The sequence below is a fragment of the Flavobacterium sp. genome, from assembly GCF_039595935.1.
In the GTDB taxonomy this organism is placed as follows: domain Bacteria; phylum Bacteroidota; class Bacteroidia; order Flavobacteriales; family Flavobacteriaceae; genus Flavobacterium.
This window is the reverse complement of sequence record NZ_JBCNKR010000004.1, coordinates 891,346-909,900: the sequence shown is the minus strand read 5'-3', so window position 1 is coordinate 909,900 and position 18,555 is coordinate 891,346. Positions and strand designations below refer to the sequence as shown.

Sequence of the window (18,555 nt, the reverse complement as noted above, 5' to 3'; positions counted from 1 at the left end):
CAGAAATGAGAAAACTAGTATTATTTTTAACAATCATGTTTATGACTATGTCTTACGGCCAGGAAACCAAACAAATTCCTCAAATTAATGTAAATGGGGAAGGAAAAGTAAAAGTAGCCCCTGATCAGGTTTGTATTTCAGCTACGGTTGAAACAAAAGGGAATAATGCTAAAGATGTCAAAAAACAAAATGACGAAAAAATGGACGCTGTTTTAAAATTCATCAAAAAAATGAATGTTCCAACAGCTGATTTCAAAACAAAACAAGTAGCTCTTAATCCACAATACGATTACGAGAAAAAGAAAACAAGCTATAATGCAACGCAGACTGTGGAAATCATTTTAAAAGATTTATCTAAATATGATGAATTAATGGAAGGTTTGGTTCAGCAGGGAATTAACCGCATTGACAGAGTTTCTTTTGAAACTTCAAAATTAGCGCAGTTAGAATCTGAGGCTAGAAAATTAGCGATGAAAGAAGCTAAATTAAAAGCAGAGGATTATGTTTCTGTTTTAGGACAAAAAGTAGGTAAAGCGTATACAATTTCAGATAATACTCAAATTTACCGTCCTCAGCCAATGTACGCTGCTATGAAATCAATGGCTGCTGATAATGCAGGAGCTTCTAATGAAACATTAGCAATTGGTGAGATTGAAATTACTGCAAATGTTAGTGTAAGTTTTGTTTTAGAATAAAAGTTTACAAAAATTTCAAAATAGAAAATCCAAATTCCAACTTAAAATTGGGATTTGGATTTTTTTTATTGGAATATTTCGGCACTATTATTTTTTTGCTTTTGCCTTTTTAGATTTTGATTTTTTGCCTTTTTTCCACCAAATGATAAATCCGGTTATAGGCAGTGATGCTCCAATAATACTTACTAAACTCCAGATTATTTTTCCTGTAATTCCAAAGAAAACTCCGGTATGCAGATCATGGTTGCTGGCTTCATAAATATCTGCTGCATTATTGTCTTTATAGAGTTTGGTTCGCAGTATTTGTCCTGTTTTTCCATCAAAGAAAATAGTATTTTGATTTCTGGCCCAGTCGTTTGGATAGGTCATTCTTAATCTCAACTCTCCCGTTTTTCTAATGGAGAATGAAACTGAAGCTGCACCTGGATATTTTGAATTGGCAGTTTCATAAATGTTGTTATATCGAACCGGAATTGTCGTTGAATCAATTTTTTCCTTTGATGCAATTTCGTCGCCTTTTCTTAGTTTAGTTCCCGTTACCAAACTCACGCTTTTTTTTACGGTATCGTATTTAAAATAGGTTCCTGAAAAAGCAATTAAAAGCAAAATTAAAGAAGCATAAAATCCTAAAACCTGATGCAAATCATAGTTTACTCTTTTAAAAGAACCGCTCCATTTTATTTTCAGCGATTGTTTTATTAAACGCTTCTGATTTGGAAACCATAAAATAAGTCCGGTAATCAGCATGATAATAAAAATCACCACAGACCAGCCCTGAATAAATTCTCCAAATTCGCCTAACAGTAAAGTGCGATGAATTTCAAGAACAATATTTAACCAATCGGCACTTTGTTTGTTAATTAAAGAGCCATCGTAAGGATTAAAATAATACGCTTTTTTCTTTTTAGTCGAAATTTCAACTGAAGCATTCGGTTCTTCTTTGTTTACTTTTAATGCCGTAATTTTCTGTTTAGGCTCCAGACGTTCATAATTCTCAATTATGGTTTTCAGACCTATAAAAGGTTTTTGCTGAACGGGAACATGCAGATATTCTTTGTTGGTATAATCACGGATTTCTTCTTCAAAAACATACAAAAATCCGGTTATGCTTACTATAAAAACAATGAGGCCCGATGCTAAACCGAGCCACAAATGTATTTGTCTTATGGTGTTTTTAAAACCTTTAGTCATAATTTGTAATAAAATCCAAATGTAGATAATATCATTTAGAATGATTAACTTAAAATCTTAGAATTTAAAGGTGATATTTCCTGTAACTCTCGTAGGATTTTGAGCTGCTAAACGGTATGACCAATATTTTTCGTTTGTTAAGTTATCCACTTTTAAACCTAATCTGTATTTTGGTCTGTCATAGAAAACAGAGGCATCTAAAACAGTATATTCCGGAATTTGGAATTTAAAAGCTGCTGTATTAGTTTGGTAATACTGGCTTCCGTAAATTCCACCCACACCAAATCCAAGACCAGATGCTGCACCTTCGGTTAATCTGTAACTTGCCCAAAGATTAGCCGTTGTTGGCGAACCTGCAGTTGTTGGTCGTAATCCGTTTGTTGCCGGACTTGCTTTAGTCAATCTGCTGTCATTATATGTATAACCCGCTACAATGTTTAAACCTTTAATTGGGTTTGCAATAAGTTCAGCTTCAAAACCTTTACTTAACTGTGTTCCGTCCTGAATTTGAAAGTTAGCATGATCCGGATCTTCACGAGTTATATTCGTTACTTTAATGTCATAATAACTTAAAGTGGCACTGATTTTATTAAAGTCGAATTTAAATCCTCCTTCTAACTGATTTGCCTGATTTGGTTTGAAAGTATCTCCGTTAAAATCTGAACCTCCAACATTATTAAATCCGTTCATGTAATTTGAGAATACAGAAACTTTGTCTTTTACGATTTGATAAACGGCTCCAAATCTTGGAGAAAATGCCGTTTGGTTGTAATTTCCTGTTGTAGTATTTGTACTTGGATAATACGCTCCTTTGTTAATATAACGGTCAGCTCTAAGTCCGGCCATTACGATTAATTTATCTGTAATGTTCAATACATCAGACACATAAGCGCTGTATGTTCTCTCATTATTAGAAACATAATTTGCGTAAGTAGCTGTTGCAAACATTGGTTTAATCTTTTCAAGAGTAAAGTTGTTGTAAGCATCGCCAGGTGTTCTAAAATTGATAGCCGGCATGTTTATCGATGCATCGTTGCGTGTTGCGCGAAGGCTGTAAAAATCTAAACCAGCAACCACTCTGTTACGCAGACTTCCAATTTTAAAATCTCCGTTAAAATTCTGCTGAATGTCAGTTCCATAATATGGATAATCCTGATTGGTAACCTGTTGTCTTAAAGTTTCATTACTCAAAGCAGTTAATTGTACCGTATATCCTTCTGAAGATGATCTTGTACGGGAAATGATAGTTTGCGATGTCCATTCATCTGAAATTTGATATTTCAACTGAGCAAAAATATTGTATTGCTGACTTGTGTAATTAACCGTATTGTTAGCGAAAGACAATTTGTATGGAATTCCCATTTCTTTAATACTATGAGCTGTAGCATCTGCTTTTGTATAAGGCGCTAATCTTGTTGGAGAAGTTCCTTTTGCTGCACTAAACTCAGCATCAATAAGTAAAGTTAATCTTTCGTTTACCTGATAAGAAAAACTTGGCGCAATAAAAAAACTTTTATTGAATCCTGCGTACTGAAAGCTTCTTTCGCTGTGTAAAGCCGTATTAATTCTAAAAAGTGCTGTTTTTTCGTCGTTAAGAGGTGTATTGATATCGGCTGTAAAACGATTCAAATCCCAATCACCAGCAGAGTAGGATACTTCACCTTTAAAGAAATCAAAAGGTTTTTTAGTTACTCTGTTGAATAAACCTCCAAAAGAAGAAATTGTACTTCCGAATAAAGTTGCAGATGGTCCTTTGATAACCTCAATACGTTCTAAGTTAGATGGATCGATCGTGGTATAAGTAAAACTTCCAACTCCGTTTCTTACCAATTGTGGTGTTGCAAAACCTCTTGAAATATTCGTTGTTCTTCCCTGATTTCTAACCTCGGCAATACCGGCACCAGGAACGTTTTTAAAAGCACTGTTATAATCTGTAATAACTTGCTCTTTCATAAGTTCCTTGCTTACAATAGTATAAGTTTGAGGGTTTTCCATATTTTTAAGTTTCATTTTCGAAACTTCTTCACTTTCTTTTCTGGCAAATCGGTTTCCTCCAGAACTTACAATTACTTCTTCTAATTTTTGTGAAGTATAAGTCAATTCAAAATCCAGAGTTGCATTTGGATTATTTTGATCGACTAAAACCGAAGCTGGAGTAGACTCGTAACCGTTTAATTTTATTTCAACTAAATACGTTCCGAAAGGAATATTTTTTAATTGATAAGAACCGTCAGAATCTGTAGTTGTAGATTTATTTAATTCTGAAATTTTTACTGTTGCACCTTGTAAAGAATTTCCGTCTTTCAAAATTGCTTTACCAGAAATTGTACCTGTAGTTGACTGAGAAAAAGCGGTTTCTGAACATAAAAAGATAGTTAGAAAAACTAGAAACACTTGTTGTAAACGATTGTTTTTAAGTGTTTTGAAAATTGTTTTCATATGAAATTAAATGATTTATTCTTATTTAGACTGATTACAAATATATTAAACAAGATATAACTTCATAGTGCTTCATTAAAATTTTCTTAAAAAAACATTAAAAATTAATGCCCCATAATAATGACATAACTTTAAGATTAGACCTGAAAAAATAATAGATTGATAAATGTGAAATAAAAAAAGACAGTTTTTGATTACATATTGATTGATTTCTTAGATTTGTATTGTGCACCGTAAAAAACTCTTTTATCATGCCAATAATTGAACAATCCAAATACAATTTTCCTCCTATTATTCATCGCAACAGACATGTTTCGACTATTTATGCTGCGTTGATTAAAAAGTTTGATGCGCCTCAATATACAAGGGAAAAAATCGAACTAAACGATGGAGATTTTATCAATGTCGATTTTATACTAAACGACTCTAAAAAGGCTGTTATTTTATGTCACGGTCTCGAAGGAGATTCACGAAGAACCTATAATAATAGCTGTGCGGCTTATTTTCAGCAGAAGGGGTTTTCTGTTTTTGCATGGAATAACCGCACTTGCGGAGGTGAAATGAACCGACTCCCGAGACTGTATCATCACGGTGCTGTTGATGATCTTGATGAGGTTGTTCAGTTTGTTTTAAAAAAAGGATTTGAAGAAGTATACATGATTGGCTATTCGATGGGAGGGGTTCAGCTGCTGAATTATTTTGGCTGGACAAAAATTGATGATCGTATAAAAGCCGGAGTATCAGTATCTGTGCCTACACATATCGCAACAAGTGCTGAGGTGCTAAAACAAGGTTTTAACCGTGTGTACTTAAAGAATTTTACAATTGATATTAAAAGAAAACTAAAATATAAAGCGGCTCAGTTCCCAGACTTTATAAATAAGGATCAAATTGATAAAATTTCTTCTTTTGATGAAGTCGATCAGTATTTTACGGCGCCTCTTCATGGTTATGCCAGCCGTGATGATTATTACACACGTGTTTCTCCGGAGTTTTCGCTTAAAGATATCACGACGCCGGTTTTAATTATCAATTCGCTTGATGATCCTTTTCTTGGTGAAAGATGTTATCCTAAAGCTATTGCACAAGATAGTGTATATGTTTATCTGGAAACTCCAAAATATGGCGGACATTGTGCTTTTCCGCTGAAAGATTCAATGTATTCGTATGCAGAGAAAAGAGCGTATGATTTTTTTACTTCTAATAAATCTTAACTAAACATAAAAAAGTCCTAATCGAAAAATTAGGACTTTTTGTTTTTCTATAGTTGCTTTTTAATCGTCATAATCACCAAAAATTTTGATAAAACTGCGAATTAATTAATAGGGAAATAGGGTTACGAGTGTTAATTTTGACTGCTAAATTTTGCAATTGCTTCTTTGGTTACGGGAGTAAATAAATTTACCAGATTACCATCAGGATCACGAAATAAAAATGATTTGTTTCCCCACGGCATTATTGTGGGTTTTTGAACGATTTTGTTTTGAAGGCTGTCGGCCAGTCTGTTATAGTCTTGTTCAACATCATCTGAACGAAATTCAATAATAACACTATTGTTTTGAGCTGGTTTTGCAACCTCGTCACCTCCAAAAAACTGAAGGGTTTTGGTACTTCCAATAGCTAATGTTGTAGCTGGTGTTTTAACTTCGGCAAAATCCGGAGTATATTGCACAGCAGTTACACCGGTAATAAGCTCATAAAATTTAACTAATTCTTCTAAACGGGCCGTAATAATGCGAATTGATACTAAATTCATTTCTCTTTTCTTTTAAAGTTATTGAGCAAAAGTAATGGGGCATTATGACAGCTGTTTGTCAGTAGACTTTATCTTTTTTGTATTAAGAAAGGCGAAATTCAGCAATTTGAGATTTATCATTTTTATAGATTAACTTTGAACGCAATATTAAAGTGTAAAGAAGAAAAAGTTATGATAAACGACTATAAAAAACACGATTTATATTGCAAAACCCTAATTCAAAAAATTGAATTAACACCGCCTTTTAAATTCGATTTTCCGGTTACAGAACAGGCTTGTTTTTTATATGTGAAAGGAGGAGAGGTTGAATATCAAATCGATGAAGAAGAAATCAGCCTTGCTGCTAATTATTCGTTATTATTGAACTGCATAAATTCTGGAAAACAAATACACAATTCAAAATCAAACAGTAATTGCGAAATTGTGATCGTTACATTTTACCCTGAAATATTAAAAAAAATATACGACAGAGAACTTCCTTTACTATTCCAGAAACCTAATAATGTAGTATCGAATAAATCAAGTGAAAAAATAAATAACGATTTTCTAATTCAAAAATACATTGAAGGATTATTGTTTTATTTTGAAAATCCGTCTCTTATTAATGAAGATATATTAGTGCTTAAAGTAAAGGAAATAATATTGCTGTTGTCTCAGACACAAAATTCAGAATCTATACAGCTGATATTATCCCAGCTTTTTTCTCCAGCTACTTACACTTTCAAACAAATAATTGAAGCAAATTTGTTTTCTCAATTCACAATTGAAGAGTTGGCGCAGCAGAACAATTTGAGTTTGTCATCATTCAAACGTGAATTTGCAAAGATTTACAATGATACTCCTGCCAATTATATTAAAACTAAAAAACTGGAGAAAGCGGCAGAATTACTTCAGTTTTCTGATCAGCGCATTAGTGAAATTGCATTCGACTGCGGCTTTAATGATCTGGCGAATTTTACCAAAAGTTTTACAAGCAAATACAATATCAGTCCCACAAATTACCGTCAAAAAATGCAATAATGATTGTGAACAAATTTGCCAAATAATTGAACGAATTGGCAAAAACATTTTCTTAGAACTGTTAGAAGTTTGTCCCTGTATTTTTAATCATTTAAATCAATAAAAAATGGGATTATCAAGTCTGGGAATTTTTCACACAATTATAGGTGTTGGTGCTATTGTGGCAGCATTAGTAGATTTTATCAAGTATGGTAAAATCAATCTGAACAAAATATCCGGTAAAATTTACTTTTACGGAACAATCATTACCTCATTAACTTCATTAGGAATTTCAAAACATGGCGGATTTAATCCGGGACATGCCTTTTCTATTTTTATAATCGTTCTGGTATTAGCAGCTTATTTTCTGAATTCGAAAAGAACGAATAGCGGGAGAGCGCGTTATTTTGAAAATTTCTGGTTGTCTTTTAGTTTTTTTCTTTCTCTTGTTCCAACCGTAAATGAAACTTTTACAAGAATTCCGTTAGGACATCCATTGGCAAAAGATATTAAAGATCCGGTAATTGGGAATACGCTTTTGGTTATATTACTGCTTTTTATTGCAGGTTCGGTTTATCAGTTTAGAAAACAGAAACTGAATAATAAAGCGGTTGGGTTTTAAGGTATTTGGTATTTCTGTAGAATCTTAAAATAATGATTTTTATTCAAAAAGAGCCGCCTCAGAATTAGAACTGAGACGGCTCTTTTTTTATTACTAAATGTTTTAACCTAACATAAACTCCAGTCTTTATCCAGAAATTCATCTTCTCCGGGTTCTTCTGTTTTATAAGCGATGGCTTCAGGAATAGACGTTTTTGGTATGTTTACATGTACAATGGTATTTTCCTTAATGCCGTCAAGCTGTTTTAAAACCTCTTCAAGCTCGTCGAGACTGCTCACTTCAAAACCTTTGCCTCCAAATACATCAACAAGTTTCGCATATTTCCAACGGTGCATTTCGTTGTAATCGTAAATGTTGTTTAAATCGGGAACACTGTATTCTACTTTGTCTTCACCACGAAACGGATTCGGATTTACAAGCATTTGTTCGATACCATAAATACCATTATCCAAAACAAAAATAATAGTGTCATGTTTCAGTTTATTTTGTGTTGATATGGCTTGACAAGTTTCCTGAAAAGCACCGTCTCCAACAAATACTACCGGTCTTTTATCAGGTCTGGCACATTTTATTCCGGTTGCAGCAGGAACAGAATACCCTATAGAAAGCCATGATGCCTGCGCTATAAATCCGTTAGGTTCTGCAATACGAATACCCTGAGCACCTAATAAAGGAAAACCTGCATCTGCAACTACTACATGACGTTCGTCTATAAAAGTATTGATTCTTTTAAAAAATGTATCATAAGTCAGTTCCGGTTTGCTTTTTTTCAGAATGCTGTCATCTGCAACAAAAAAGGATTCCGGCAGTTCTTTATCATCATACATTTCGTAAGCACTAAATTTAACTTTGGTAAGTTCTTCTTTCAGAAATACCATAAAATCTTTTAGCGATACATTGGCGATGTAAGAAGCGCCAATTCTTACACCACTATGATTAGCAAGTACAGTATCTTCTTTCCAGACATCAAAACCACCCAGATTTTTACCGGTTGTCCATACACCAAGACCAATTTTAAGCTGGGCTTTTTCGAATTGTTCCTTAACGTCTTTTGGTGATGCTTTACCATTAAAGACACCTTTAAATTTAGGATGGTTTTCAGATACGATTGATTTGCCAAGTATTGAAGTTACAAATTCTGTATCAGTAGTTTCGATAAGGTCCAGGAATTCTTTTTGAATACCATAGCGCTGAATTTCTATACCGCCCCAAAAAATAATTTCTTTTCCACGTGCCATTGCTGCCACTCTTTGAGCAGCCTTGCGAGCACTATTTTTACATTTAGAAGTTTCTCTTTCAGCCAATGGAGCGGCAGGCGGATCGCATTCCATTCGCCAGGCATCTTCAAAAACTTCAAGATAAACTGGTCTTCCGTATAAAATACAGGCATTTAACACGGCATCAATTTTATAAGGAGCATCTGATGAACCTGTTACTTGTTCTGCAGCGACAGTAACATTTCGGAATACGTTGATGTTACTGTACATATCACCTGTCATGTGTGATGCCAGCATGCCCTGAACTAGGCTTCGCTGTTGGTCTTTGTTCGTTGGAGCGCCATTAATAACAAGTACAGGACAGTGTTCTACATAAGAGCCTGCAACTGAGTTAAGCAGCGTAAATGCTCCTACGCCATACGTTACGGCTACTGCTGCAAAACCGTTTTGACGTGCGTAGGCATCTGTACAATGTCCGGCGTTTATTTCATTTGTGTCGTTTACGATTTTAATTTTTGCCTTTTTGTCTTCGTGAATTGTATTTAAAAATGGCGCGGTATAATTGCCTGCAATTCCAAATAAATGGGTAAGCCCTAATTGTTCCAGACGTATTTGCAGGTATTTTGCAACGGTTATTTTGTTCTGTGACATCTTAAATTGGATTATTCAGGTTACCGGTATTTTCGTTAACTTCAAGTGCGGTGCGAATTCCAGACTCGATGGCGCCTTCTATCCAGGCATGTTTCAGAGAAGTATGTTCTCCGGCAAAATGTGCTTTGCCATTCCACTCGGTTGAGATTATATGACGCTGTAATAAATGTAATTGTCCCGGATTAAATATTGCGGCTTCACCATAAGCATAAGGGTCGCGCATCCAGCTTTGTGTTGCACCGCCAATTAATTTTCCGTTTTTGTCTTTACGGTTTTTGATACTCGAACTCACTACGGCAAGGTCGATAATACGCTGTTGTTCTTTTTCGTCATCAGAGTGCATGATGGCCAGGTTTTTAAGTGCATAAAAATACCTGTCGTCATCGTCCATAGAATCCCAGCGGCTTGCTTCGTCAGACCAGCAATAAGATGCCAGCACGACACCGTGTCCTTTGCTTCCCAGATCATTGCTCGGATAATAAGTAAAACGGTTAGAAAAATCAGTAATGGTACCGCCGCCCACAATATTATAAGGCGCTTCCTGCCACCATTTCTCACGGAATTCCAATAAAATTTTAGTAGCAGAATCGTAATGCAGTTCGCGGATTGCTTTTCTTTTAAGCTGTTTGAATTGTGGTGTTACATACACATGTCTTAATGCCGAAAAAGGTATGGTAACAATTACTTCATCAAATTCAAGATCACTAACCGGCGTTTTTAATGCTTTGAAACCGGCATCTTCATAAAACTGAAAATCACGCTGAACCTCAATATCTACTTCTATTTTTACTTTGTTGTTAACGAGCATCATTTTGGTCATCCTGCAGTCAAAATAGGTATTTTCTTCAAGATGATGGGCTTTAAAGAAAGCATTTGGCAGCATGTCGCTTCCGCCCACGATTTCCAAAAAGCGAGTAGAATCTTTGATGATATTTTGTTCAATAAAGCTCTGAATAAAATCATAAGCCATTCTCGACTCCAGATTTTGCATTACGCCAATCATTTCGATAGCATTTTCTGAATACATCGAATTTTCCTTTAAAAAACGGCGCATCGAATATTCTCCGTAACGCTCGATCAATAATGGCCAGTTTTTTTCAGGATCTTCAGCAATAAAAGCTTTAAGCGGATTAATAAGATTGGCCATTAATACGTCAGCACGCATGTTTTCACTGCTTCCCAAATTAAAGTCCAAAAGTTTGTTTACATCGACCTTAGCGCCATCTTTTCGGATATATTCATTTTGCACAACACGTTTGCGGTTAACGTAAAAAATAGAATTTCTGGTAACTTCGGGTTCTGGTTTTGAAGGGTCTGCCTGATGTGCAATTGCCTGTTCCTTATCGACAGACAGATAATAAAAAGGTTCGGTTTTAAGTCCGAGTTTAGCAATGTATTTTAAAACCATTTGGTGTATGGTCGGGATACGCATCGCACCGGCTTCGCCATAAACACTATCATCTTCAAAATATTTTTTGTCTTTAGAATTTCTAAAAGTCTTGATCCTGCCGCCAACACGGGTATTTGATTCGACAATTGTAACTTTATGTCCGGCTTGTTTTAACAAAGCTGCGGCGACCATTCCGGCCATTCCCGCACCAATGATTAATACGTCTTTTGGTTTATTCGTACGCGGAATTCCCTCGTCGATGTATTTTAAGTATTGCTGGATAATAGGATCGTTGTCTTCGTCAAGTAAGCCGTGTAAGTAGTTTTCCATAATGAGCTGGTTTGGTTATTAGTTTATTTTTTTAAATGATTTTGGATTTAAAGCCGAATGGACAGATTTTGTGTTTTATAAATTAGATAAACAGGAACGTACATGCTTAGCGTTTATATAAGCATTGTAAAGTGCTTGATCGGAATCTAAAATTATAGCAGATATAAAATAAACTTAAAAGAAATGACACCAAACGGAAATTGTTTGGCATAAGAGTAATTTTATATGCAATAAGATTTTTAAAGCACCAAATTCTAATTGATTTCAGAGGGAATTAAAATTTCTGAATTAATAAAAAAGCTTCCTGAATACTTTTCAGGAAGCTTTTCTCAATCAAAAAAGACTACTATTTATTTTGATATAATTTCTTTTAAAAGTTTAGTCAATTCTGGAGATTTAGATATAAACGGACTGTGCCCTGAATTGACCGTATAAGTATTGGTAATACCTGCAGTTTTAGCCATTTCCTGTTGAAAAGAATATGTTATTGTATGATCAGCTGTTGTAAAAATGTAATATTTTTTGCCTGCTAAATTGTAATCCTCAGTTTTATAAGTCAAAGGTGTTGCCAGCGGAATTGTAGGTTCGGCTTTGTATTTTGCAACAAGAAACTGTTTTTGAGCCTCTGTAGCATCCTGAGAAAATATTTTAGGAAGATTAACTTCTGGATTTACAATTCCTGCTAAAGTTTGATCTTCAGATAATTGTAAAGAAGCAGGCAAAAGTGATGCTTTGTCCATTTGAGAATAATCTAAAACACTTTTTCCGCTTTGTGGAATAAAACCAGCCACATAAACCAATTTTTTTATTTTTTGAGGAACTTCGGCAGCCGTTTGCGTAATAACAGCGCCGCCTAAACTATGTCCAATTAAAATTACAGGTTCGTTATAACTGTTAATAGCTTTTTTAACTTCGTCAACATAAGCTTTAAACGAAACCTGATAAGCAGGAGTTGTATCGTCACCGTGTCCTGGTAATTTTACAACCGTAACATTGTAACCAGCTGCTTTTAAATCAGTTTCGGTTTGGTCCCACACATAAGATGCCTGCCATGCGCCATGTACAAGTACAACTGGAGATTTTTTGGCATCGGGTGTATTTTCATCGTTTGAACAGGATGCAGTTGCAATGGCTGTAAACAATAACAGAAAAAGTTTGGGAATTGTTTTTAAGGAATTTTGAGTATTAATTTTCGATTTTTTCATTGTTTTAAAATTTATTATTTGTTTTTATTTTTTATAAAATTGGATGTCTTATATGAATTAGGAAAGCACATCAAAACCATTTAAAACTGTTGCAAGAAGGGTGTAGGCTCCAATTAAAAATATAAGTTCGGCCAGACCTTCTTCTCCTAATATTTCTTTTGCGAGATTATAAGCAGAGTCTGGAATAATTCTCCCTTTTGTTAAAACAGAAGCGATTTCATAAGCGATGGCTTCTTCGTGATTTAACTCAGCCGGACGAATTCCCGATGCCAGTGATGCTATTGCTGCTGCAGAAAAACCAAAATGTCTGGCCATGATTTCGTGTGCATACAATTCGAATCGTGCGCCAAAAGCGGCACCAACCGTAAGAATGGCCACTTCCCGAACTTTTTTAGGAAGCGATGCATGATTATCTAATGAACGCACAAAGCTTAAAGCCGTAATTCCGAATTGAGGAAAACGCAGCATGGGAGGAAAAGGACCGGTTAGAGCACCTTCATCGTTAATCATTGAAACCGGTCCCTGACTGTTTGTAATGAGTTTAAAAATTTCATCATGTACATATCGAACTTCTTCGTTCATTGTTTCTGGGTTTATAGGATTTACTCGCATACTATTTTGTTTAGGTTTAACGAAGGTTTTCTTCAAATTGCCCGTCAATTAAGATGAAGACAACACGGCATACTTTTCCTGATTTATTGCTCCAGGCATGATTTGTACCTCTTTGCACAATAATATCTCCTGCTTTTGCTGTGGTTTCACCTTCGTCAACAATTAAGGTTAATTCGCCATCCAGAACAATTCCGTAATCAATCGTTTCTGTTTTATGCATTAAAGGATGAGGTGCATTTCCGCCCGCTTTAGAAGCGTGCTCACCGTTCATGGTTTTAAAATGCTCAGCAGCTTGTTCTTTGGTAAGATTTCGTATTTCATCACCTTCTGGCGGAAAATCGATAACTCGTATTCTTGTTCCCTGTTTTGGAGGCCCCAGAATAAGTCCGGTTTCTTCAGGATCTTGAGAAACAGCATCAATTAAAGCAGGAGTTTGTTTCGTGTTCCAAACCTCATGAAATTTGGCTCCGTTTGGTCCGCCAACCATATAAGTTCTTGTTGGAACTTCATCTGAAATAATAATCGCTTTACCTTCTGTATTATGTCCGGTTACGATACGTCTGAATGTTGTATTTGTTTCCATGGTTTCTTCGTTTTAGATTCTATTTTTTCTGAATACATATACACCTAAATAGTGAAAAACAACTCCAACTGCCCAGGCAGATGTAGACCATAAAGGCCATGGATAAGTAGTGTCTGTTAAATACCAAATAATAAAGATTATTGGGGTTGCTAATAAAAAGACAAGGAAATGAATTTTGAATCCTAATTTTAGATTTTTGTTTGTCTTAGTGTCGATGTTAAATCTGGTTTTCATGATTAAGTTTTTTAAACGTTGGTAATAGATTATTTTAAAATGAAATATTTAATTAATTGATTTTCAATTTATTTACATGGCAAAGGTAGAGACGGAAAATCAGTAACGTCATTGACTTTGGTTAAGAACGAATGTTGATTTTTAGAGAGAAAGAATTTTGTATTTAGCAGAATAAAATCTAATTTTAAACAAGTTATTTCTCTTAACGTATTGCTATGGATGCTATTAAAAATGTCATAACATCATTTGTTCCTATGTCTGATGAAGAGTATAATTTGATGCTTCCGATCATTGAAAGAAGGGAAGTTTCAAAAGATACAGACTTGTTACAGCAAGGAGAAATCTGCCGGCATATCTATTTTATAGAAAGCGGCTTTTTTAGAATGTTTTATGTGGATTATAAAGGAAACGAAATCAACTGCAGGTTTGCTAAACCCAATGATTTTCTGGTTGATTTTGCTAGTTTTATTACCCAGAGAACAGCTCAGTATTATTGCAGGGCGATGGAAGATTCGAAAGTGATTGCTTTAGAATATGAAAAAGTAGAAAACTTGTATAACAGTTCTCCAAATTGGTCAAAATTTGGAAGATTAATAGCCGAATCTGCTTACCTTATTATTATCGAAAGAGAAGAAATGCTTCATTTTCAAACTCCCGAAGAACGGTATAAAACCATCTTGAAAAAAGAACCTTATCTTTTTCAACTAGTATCACAGAATCAGCTTTCATCTTACATTGGTATTAAACCAGAATCCCTAAGCAGACTTCGCAAAAGAATGATTGGAAAATAAAATTTAAAGTAATTGTAGTTCTTTATACGTTTTCCAGTCCGTATAACCTTGATTTCCTAAACCGTAATATAAATTTCGATCTGGAGGAGTCAATTCCCAATTGTTTTCTAAGCGTTCTGCCAAATCAGGATTTGAAATAAAAGGTTCACCAAAACCAGCAACATCAATAGTTCCGGCATTAATTAGTTTTTCAGATTTTTCGCGGGTCATGCTTCCTGCCAGAATAATTACACCATCGTACCAGCTTCTAAAGCGTTCCAAAAATCCATCAGGCAAAGCATGACTTCCTTTAGACTGCTGATCCATTAAATGAACATAAGCCAGATTTCTTTTAGTTAATTCTTTTGCCAGATATTGATAAGTTGCTTCAATTTCATCATAATGTGGTAAATCTCCCAAACCACCGTAAGGCGTAAGTCTGATTGCTGTTTTTTCATTACCAAGAACTTCAATAACAGCATCTACAATTTCTAATAAAAATCGAGATCGGTTTTCTATAGTTCCACCATATTCGTCTTTACGATTGTTTACAAACGGATTTAAAAATTGTTCAATCAAATATCCATTCGCACCATGAATTTCAACTCCGTCAAAACCTGCTTCAAGAGCATTTTTGGCTGCTTTTGCAAAATCATTCACAACTTCTTTTACTTCGCTGGTAGAAAGGGCTCTTGGTTTAGAAGAAATTACAGGACCTTCTTTTCCGTTTTCATCATAACCCCAGGCATAAGAAGTTTCAGCCTGAATATCTGATGGGCCAACAGGAGCAATTCCGTTTGGCTGATTTGAAGTGTGAGAAACTCTGCCCACGTGCCATAATTGAGTAAAAATGGTGCTTCCTTTTTCGTGAACTGCTTTGGTTACTTTTTTCCAGCCTTCAACTTGTTCAGCAGTATATAAACCCGGAATATACAGAACACCTTTTGCAGTATCAGAAATCGCTGTTCCTTCGGTAATAATTAATCCGGCTCCGGCACGCTGCGAGTAATAAATTGCATTGTCATTGTTCGGAATTCCGTCTGCATTTCTTGCTCTAGTCATAGGCGCCATCGAAATGCGGTTTTTTAATTGTAATGAACCAAGAGTAACGGGTTCGAAAATATTTGTTTTCATTGTTTTTAAGAGTCTAAATTCTATTTAATAATTTTTGTTTTTAATAACGGAAGATCATTTTCATCTTCCGTTATTTTTTAATTGTAATGGGATGAATTATTTTTTAGCTAACCAGCTTTCAACAGCTTTAGAAAAATCAGCAACATCAATTGGGTGTCTGCTTGTAATAATGTTAGAATCTACAACTACTGGCTGATCAGATACGATTCCGCCTGCGTTTTTAAGATCAATTTGAATGTTCCAGTATCCGGTAAGTTTTCTTCCTTTTAAAATATCAGCAGAAGCTAATACAACTGGAGCGTGACAAATAGCCGCAATTAGTTTTCCTGATTTATTAAAATCCTGAATGAATTTGATAACATCTTTGTCATAACGAAGATTATCAGGATTCCACGCACCACCCGGAATGAATACAGCATCGTAATCACTTACTTTAATCTGATCGGCCGTTCTGTCAAATTTAATCCATCCAACAGGCTGTAAATATTGAATAGCCATAATATGTGTTTGTGCCATTTCTGGAGCGCTTAAACCATATCTTGCCGGAGCAGGATTGTATTTAGGAGCTACAATATCAACCTGAGCGCCTAATTCTCTAAAGTACCAAACTGGTCCTGTTAATTCTATTTCTTCAAAACCATCTGCGGCAAGCACTGCAATTTTTTTACCTTTTAAAACGGTTTTGTCTTTTACAGGATTAAAAAAGAAATCTCTTAAAGCTTCGTTTCCGGGTGCATTCAATAATTGTGAAACAGGCATCACAGAAACATGTGAAGGCGTTGCTAATTTATTCATCACATCTAATTTGTGATCTAAAGATTGTGCTTCTGCATTCAAAGTTGGAACTGCGCTTAAAGCACTTGCTACGATAATTTGTTTTAAATTTTTCATGATTTTTAATGTTTAAATTATTTATTATTTGAAATTATATTTGTGAATTATTCTCTTGTAAGCGGTGCAAATTCTATTAGGTTATGAATTCCGTTTTGAAAAGGCGGTTTTTTGATACTCGTTTCCAAATATTCTATTACAGGTTTAATAGGAGGAAAGTTGAGGTGATACTGAAAAGCATCGTTGCTTCTGAATTTTTCATAGGTTACAAATTGTGTTTCATCTCCTTCAATTTCAGAAAGCTGATACGTTACTACGCCGGGCTCGCTGCGAAATTGGGGCATGGCAATATGATAGGTGTCTTTAAAATTTTGTTCGGTTCCTTTTTTCCCGTCAACAAAAAGCATTATTACCAGTTGGTTGTCTTCCTTTTTAGAAGTTTTTCGCCATTGTTCTTTAGTTAAAGGCTCTAAATCTTTTACATAATAGATTTTAGGAGAAATTTTTAATTTTTCAGTTAAAGACTGTAATGCTTTTGCCGGAGCTTTTTTGCTGAAATTTTCCAATTGTTGTTTTCCGTTCCATCTTTCAATCAGCCATAAAACATTGGTTTTGTCCTGCTCATAAAAAGCTTCGGCCATAATGTTGTCTTTTGATGAAATCGATGCTGTTACATAATCTGTCAATGCTTTGCGAACTTCTGTTGTATTTTGTTCATTTACTTCATATTGGGTTAGTTTAGACGTTATTTTTGTTACATTTCCTGTTTTTATTCTATAGGAATTTTGAGCATTTGTATTTCCTGTAATTAGAGAAAAAGTACACGCTGCAACGGCTAGTGCTTTTTTTGAAATTGATTTATAAGCTGTTGTTTTCATAATTTTTATTTTTTAATTGGTTGAATTCTTTAAACAAAATTTGTGATCTGTAATTAGCTTTACTTTCAAGACAAAGTTCCGTCAACTGTAAAAACTACAGGTTGCGTCAACTCACTTTAAAAGTGTGATTTGAATCACATTTTTAAAACAAGCCTTTAGATGTAAAGCAGTTAAAGATTTTGGGGTTAAAATCAGAATTGAAACTTAGCTGTTAATTCTGATGATTTTATGAGGCAAAAGTAGGCCTGCGATTCTTTTGGAATCATTGACTTGGGTTAAGAAAAAAAAATTTTAATTTGGGAAATGGCATGTAGGGATCAATAAATATACTAAGAATTTTTAAGTATAACGTGTTGATAATTAAATGTTTATTGTTTTTTAAACAAATAACATTGATTTTACTAAGAAATAAGTGATGAGATTATACTTAAAAAAATAGTTTTAATGATTAGAATACAATCTGCTTAGAGTTTCCCGGCTTACTCCCAGATATTCAGCGATGTATTTTTTAGGTATTTTTTGCATAATGTTTGGATAAAGACTCGCAAAATCCTCATATCTTTTTTTCGGATTATTTGATAGAAGCGAAACTATTCTGCGTTGCTGTGCAGAGTAACCTTTGGTCAGTTTCATTCTAAAAAAGTGTTCCATTTTATGAAGTTCTGATGCTATTTTTTCTCTTCCGGAAAGTGTAAGACATAAAATTTCTGCATCTTCCATGCAAACAATATTAATATCAGATTCCTTTTCATTAAAAAAAGCATTATAATCAGAGAGCCACCAGTTTTCTAAGGCAAACTGCACAATATGTTCTTTTCCTTCTTTATCAATATAAAAAGCCCGAAAAATACCTTTAATGATCCAATATTCAGAAGAAACTTTGTCTCCGTCCTGAAGAAGATATTGATGTTTTTTTACTTTTTTCTCAGTAAAAAATGTTTTTATATAATCAAATTCTTCATCCGTGAGCGGCGTAACTTCCTCAATATGTTTTCGCAGTTCATTCATAAGTAGTAAA

At 34.5% G+C, this 18,555-nt stretch carries 18 protein-coding genes; 5 read left to right on the top strand and 13 right to left on the bottom strand.

The window, feature by feature from the left end:
* Positions 1–5: 5 nt before the first annotated feature.
* The gene (locus ABDW27_RS04005) at positions 6–695 is read left to right on the top strand and encodes an SIMPL domain-containing protein (RefSeq protein WP_343694679.1); all 690 of its coding nucleotides are present in this window, start codon (positions 6–8) and stop codon (positions 693–695) included.
* Between the two features lie 87 nt (positions 696–782).
* Here ABDW27_RS04005 and ABDW27_RS04000 read toward each other — a convergent pair whose 3' ends face one another.
* Entirely contained in the window at positions 783–1,886 is a 1,104-nt protein-coding gene (locus ABDW27_RS04000; RefSeq protein ID WP_343694678.1) for a PepSY-associated TM helix domain-containing protein, read from the bottom strand.
* Positions 1,887–1,943: 57 nt separating this feature from the next.
* A complete protein-coding gene (locus tag ABDW27_RS03995) occupies positions 1,944–4,325 on the bottom strand; it encodes a TonB-dependent receptor (RefSeq protein ID WP_343694677.1) in 2,382 nt (793 codons plus the stop codon).
* Between the two features lie 251 nt (positions 4,326–4,576).
* Here ABDW27_RS03995 and ABDW27_RS03990 point away from each other — a divergent pair, with 251 nt between their 5' ends.
* Positions 4,577–5,539 (top strand): alpha/beta fold hydrolase, encoded by a 963-nt coding sequence (locus ABDW27_RS03990; RefSeq protein WP_343694676.1) that lies wholly within the window; start codon positions 4,577–4,579, stop codon positions 5,537–5,539.
* 131 nt (positions 5,540–5,670) lie between these two features.
* Here ABDW27_RS03990 and ABDW27_RS03985 read toward each other — a convergent pair whose 3' ends face one another.
* Positions 5,671–6,081 carry a VOC family protein gene (locus ABDW27_RS03985; RefSeq protein ID WP_343694675.1) on the bottom strand — a complete coding sequence of 137 codons (411 nt, stop codon included), beginning with the start codon at positions 6,079–6,081 and terminating at the stop codon, positions 5,671–5,673.
* A 171-nt stretch (positions 6,082–6,252) separates the two neighbouring features.
* On the opposite strand from ABDW27_RS03985, the gene ABDW27_RS03980 reads away from it, so the two are divergent.
* Positions 6,253–7,101, top strand: coding sequence for an AraC family transcriptional regulator (locus ABDW27_RS03980; protein WP_343694674.1), 849 nt, complete (start codon positions 6,253–6,255; stop codon positions 7,099–7,101).
* 106 nt (positions 7,102–7,207) lie between these two features.
* Positions 7,208–7,702 carry a hypothetical protein gene (locus tag ABDW27_RS03975; protein WP_343694673.1) on the top strand — a complete coding sequence of 165 codons (495 nt, stop codon included), beginning with the start codon at positions 7,208–7,210 and terminating at the stop codon, positions 7,700–7,702.
* 107 nt (positions 7,703–7,809) lie between these two features.
* Here the strand turns inward: ABDW27_RS03975 and ABDW27_RS03970 are convergent, their stop codons facing one another.
* From ABDW27_RS03970 to ABDW27_RS03945, 6 genes are all read right to left on the bottom strand, one after another.
* On the bottom strand, positions 7,810–9,570 hold the full coding sequence (locus ABDW27_RS03970; protein ID WP_343694672.1) for a thiamine pyrophosphate-dependent enzyme: 1,761 nt from the start codon (positions 9,568–9,570) through the stop codon (positions 7,810–7,812).
* 1 nt (position 9,571) lies between these two features.
* A complete protein-coding gene (locus ABDW27_RS03965) occupies positions 9,572–11,290 on the bottom strand; it encodes an NAD(P)/FAD-dependent oxidoreductase (RefSeq protein ID WP_343694671.1) in 1,719 nt (572 codons plus the stop codon).
* Positions 11,291–11,640: 350 nt separating this feature from the next.
* A complete protein-coding gene (locus tag ABDW27_RS03960; RefSeq protein ID WP_343694670.1) occupies positions 11,641–12,495 on the bottom strand; it encodes an alpha/beta hydrolase in 855 nt (284 codons plus the stop codon).
* Between the two features lie 57 nt (positions 12,496–12,552).
* The gene (locus ABDW27_RS03955) at positions 12,553–13,107 is read right to left on the bottom strand and encodes a hypothetical protein (RefSeq protein WP_343694669.1); all 555 of its coding nucleotides are present in this window, start codon (positions 13,105–13,107) and stop codon (positions 12,553–12,555) included.
* Positions 13,108–13,123: 16 nt separating this feature from the next.
* Positions 13,124–13,690 (bottom strand): cupin domain-containing protein, encoded by a 567-nt coding sequence (locus ABDW27_RS03950; protein ID WP_343694668.1) that lies wholly within the window; start codon positions 13,688–13,690, stop codon positions 13,124–13,126.
* Between the two features lie 12 nt (positions 13,691–13,702).
* Positions 13,703–13,924, bottom strand: coding sequence for a 2TM domain-containing protein (locus ABDW27_RS03945; RefSeq protein ID WP_343694667.1), 222 nt, complete (start codon positions 13,922–13,924; stop codon positions 13,703–13,705).
* Positions 13,925–14,139: 215 nt separating this feature from the next.
* On the opposite strand from ABDW27_RS03945, the gene ABDW27_RS03940 reads away from it, so the two are divergent.
* Positions 14,140–14,715, top strand: coding sequence for a Crp/Fnr family transcriptional regulator (locus tag ABDW27_RS03940; protein WP_343694666.1), 576 nt, complete (start codon positions 14,140–14,142; stop codon positions 14,713–14,715).
* Positions 14,716–14,718: 3 nt separating this feature from the next.
* On the opposite strand, the gene ABDW27_RS03935 is transcribed toward ABDW27_RS03940, so the two are convergent.
* From ABDW27_RS03935 to ABDW27_RS03920, 4 genes are all read right to left on the bottom strand, one after another.
* Positions 14,719–15,828: an alkene reductase gene (locus ABDW27_RS03935; protein WP_343694665.1), complete on the bottom strand. Its 1,110-nt coding sequence runs from the start codon at positions 15,826–15,828 to the stop codon at positions 14,719–14,721.
* A 96-nt stretch (positions 15,829–15,924) separates the two neighbouring features.
* The gene (locus ABDW27_RS03930; protein ID WP_343694664.1) at positions 15,925–16,719 is read right to left on the bottom strand and encodes a type 1 glutamine amidotransferase domain-containing protein; all 795 of its coding nucleotides are present in this window, start codon (positions 16,717–16,719) and stop codon (positions 15,925–15,927) included.
* A 47-nt stretch (positions 16,720–16,766) separates the two neighbouring features.
* A complete protein-coding gene (locus tag ABDW27_RS03925; RefSeq protein ID WP_343694663.1) occupies positions 16,767–17,537 on the bottom strand; it encodes an antibiotic biosynthesis monooxygenase in 771 nt (256 codons plus the stop codon).
* A gap of 441 nt (positions 17,538–17,978) precedes the next feature.
* Positions 17,979–18,545 carry a Crp/Fnr family transcriptional regulator gene (locus ABDW27_RS03920; protein ID WP_343694662.1) on the bottom strand — a complete coding sequence of 189 codons (567 nt, stop codon included), beginning with the start codon at positions 18,543–18,545 and terminating at the stop codon, positions 17,979–17,981.
* Between the last annotated feature and the right edge of the window lie 10 nt (positions 18,546–18,555).

What these genes read in the sequence shown, in the direction of transcription:
- ABDW27_RS04005 (WP_343694679.1), top strand. Translation starts at nt 6, where the DNA reads ATGAGAAAACTAGTATTATTTTTAACAATCATGTTTATGACTATGTCT.
- ABDW27_RS04000 (WP_343694678.1), bottom strand. Translation starts at nt 1,886, where the DNA reads ATGACTAAAGGTTTTAAAAACACCATAAGACAAATACATTTGTGGCTC.
- ABDW27_RS03995 (WP_343694677.1), bottom strand. Translation starts at nt 4,325, where the DNA reads ATGAAAACAATTTTCAAAACACTTAAAAACAATCGTTTACAACAAGTG.
- ABDW27_RS03990 (WP_343694676.1), top strand. Translation starts at nt 4,577, where the DNA reads ATGCCAATAATTGAACAATCCAAATACAATTTTCCTCCTATTATTCAT.
- ABDW27_RS03985 (WP_343694675.1), bottom strand. Translation starts at nt 6,081, where the DNA reads ATGAATTTAGTATCAATTCGCATTATTACGGCCCGTTTAGAAGAATTA.
- ABDW27_RS03980 (WP_343694674.1), top strand. Translation starts at nt 6,253, where the DNA reads ATGATAAACGACTATAAAAAACACGATTTATATTGCAAAACCCTAATT.
- ABDW27_RS03975 (WP_343694673.1), top strand. Translation starts at nt 7,208, where the DNA reads ATGGGATTATCAAGTCTGGGAATTTTTCACACAATTATAGGTGTTGGT.
- ABDW27_RS03970 (WP_343694672.1), bottom strand. Translation starts at nt 9,570, where the DNA reads ATGTCACAGAACAAAATAACCGTTGCAAAATACCTGCAAATACGTCTG.
- ABDW27_RS03965 (WP_343694671.1), bottom strand. Translation starts at nt 11,290, where the DNA reads ATGGAAAACTACTTACACGGCTTACTTGACGAAGACAACGATCCTATT.
- ABDW27_RS03960 (WP_343694670.1), bottom strand. Translation starts at nt 12,495, where the DNA reads ATGAAAAAATCGAAAATTAATACTCAAAATTCCTTAAAAACAATTCCC.
- ABDW27_RS03955 (WP_343694669.1), bottom strand. Translation starts at nt 13,107, where the DNA reads ATGCGAGTAAATCCTATAAACCCAGAAACAATGAACGAAGAAGTTCGA.
- ABDW27_RS03950 (WP_343694668.1), bottom strand. Translation starts at nt 13,690, where the DNA reads ATGGAAACAAATACAACATTCAGACGTATCGTAACCGGACATAATACA.
- ABDW27_RS03945 (WP_343694667.1), bottom strand. Translation starts at nt 13,924, where the DNA reads ATGAAAACCAGATTTAACATCGACACTAAGACAAACAAAAATCTAAAA.
- ABDW27_RS03940 (WP_343694666.1), top strand. Translation starts at nt 14,140, where the DNA reads ATGGATGCTATTAAAAATGTCATAACATCATTTGTTCCTATGTCTGAT.
- ABDW27_RS03935 (WP_343694665.1), bottom strand. Translation starts at nt 15,828, where the DNA reads ATGAAAACAAATATTTTCGAACCCGTTACTCTTGGTTCATTACAATTA.
- ABDW27_RS03930 (WP_343694664.1), bottom strand. Translation starts at nt 16,719, where the DNA reads ATGAAAAATTTAAAACAAATTATCGTAGCAAGTGCTTTAAGCGCAGTT.
- ABDW27_RS03925 (WP_343694663.1), bottom strand. Translation starts at nt 17,537, where the DNA reads ATGAAAACAACAGCTTATAAATCAATTTCAAAAAAAGCACTAGCCGTT.
- ABDW27_RS03920 (WP_343694662.1), bottom strand. Translation starts at nt 18,545, where the DNA reads ATGAATGAACTGCGAAAACATATTGAGGAAGTTACGCCGCTCACGGAT.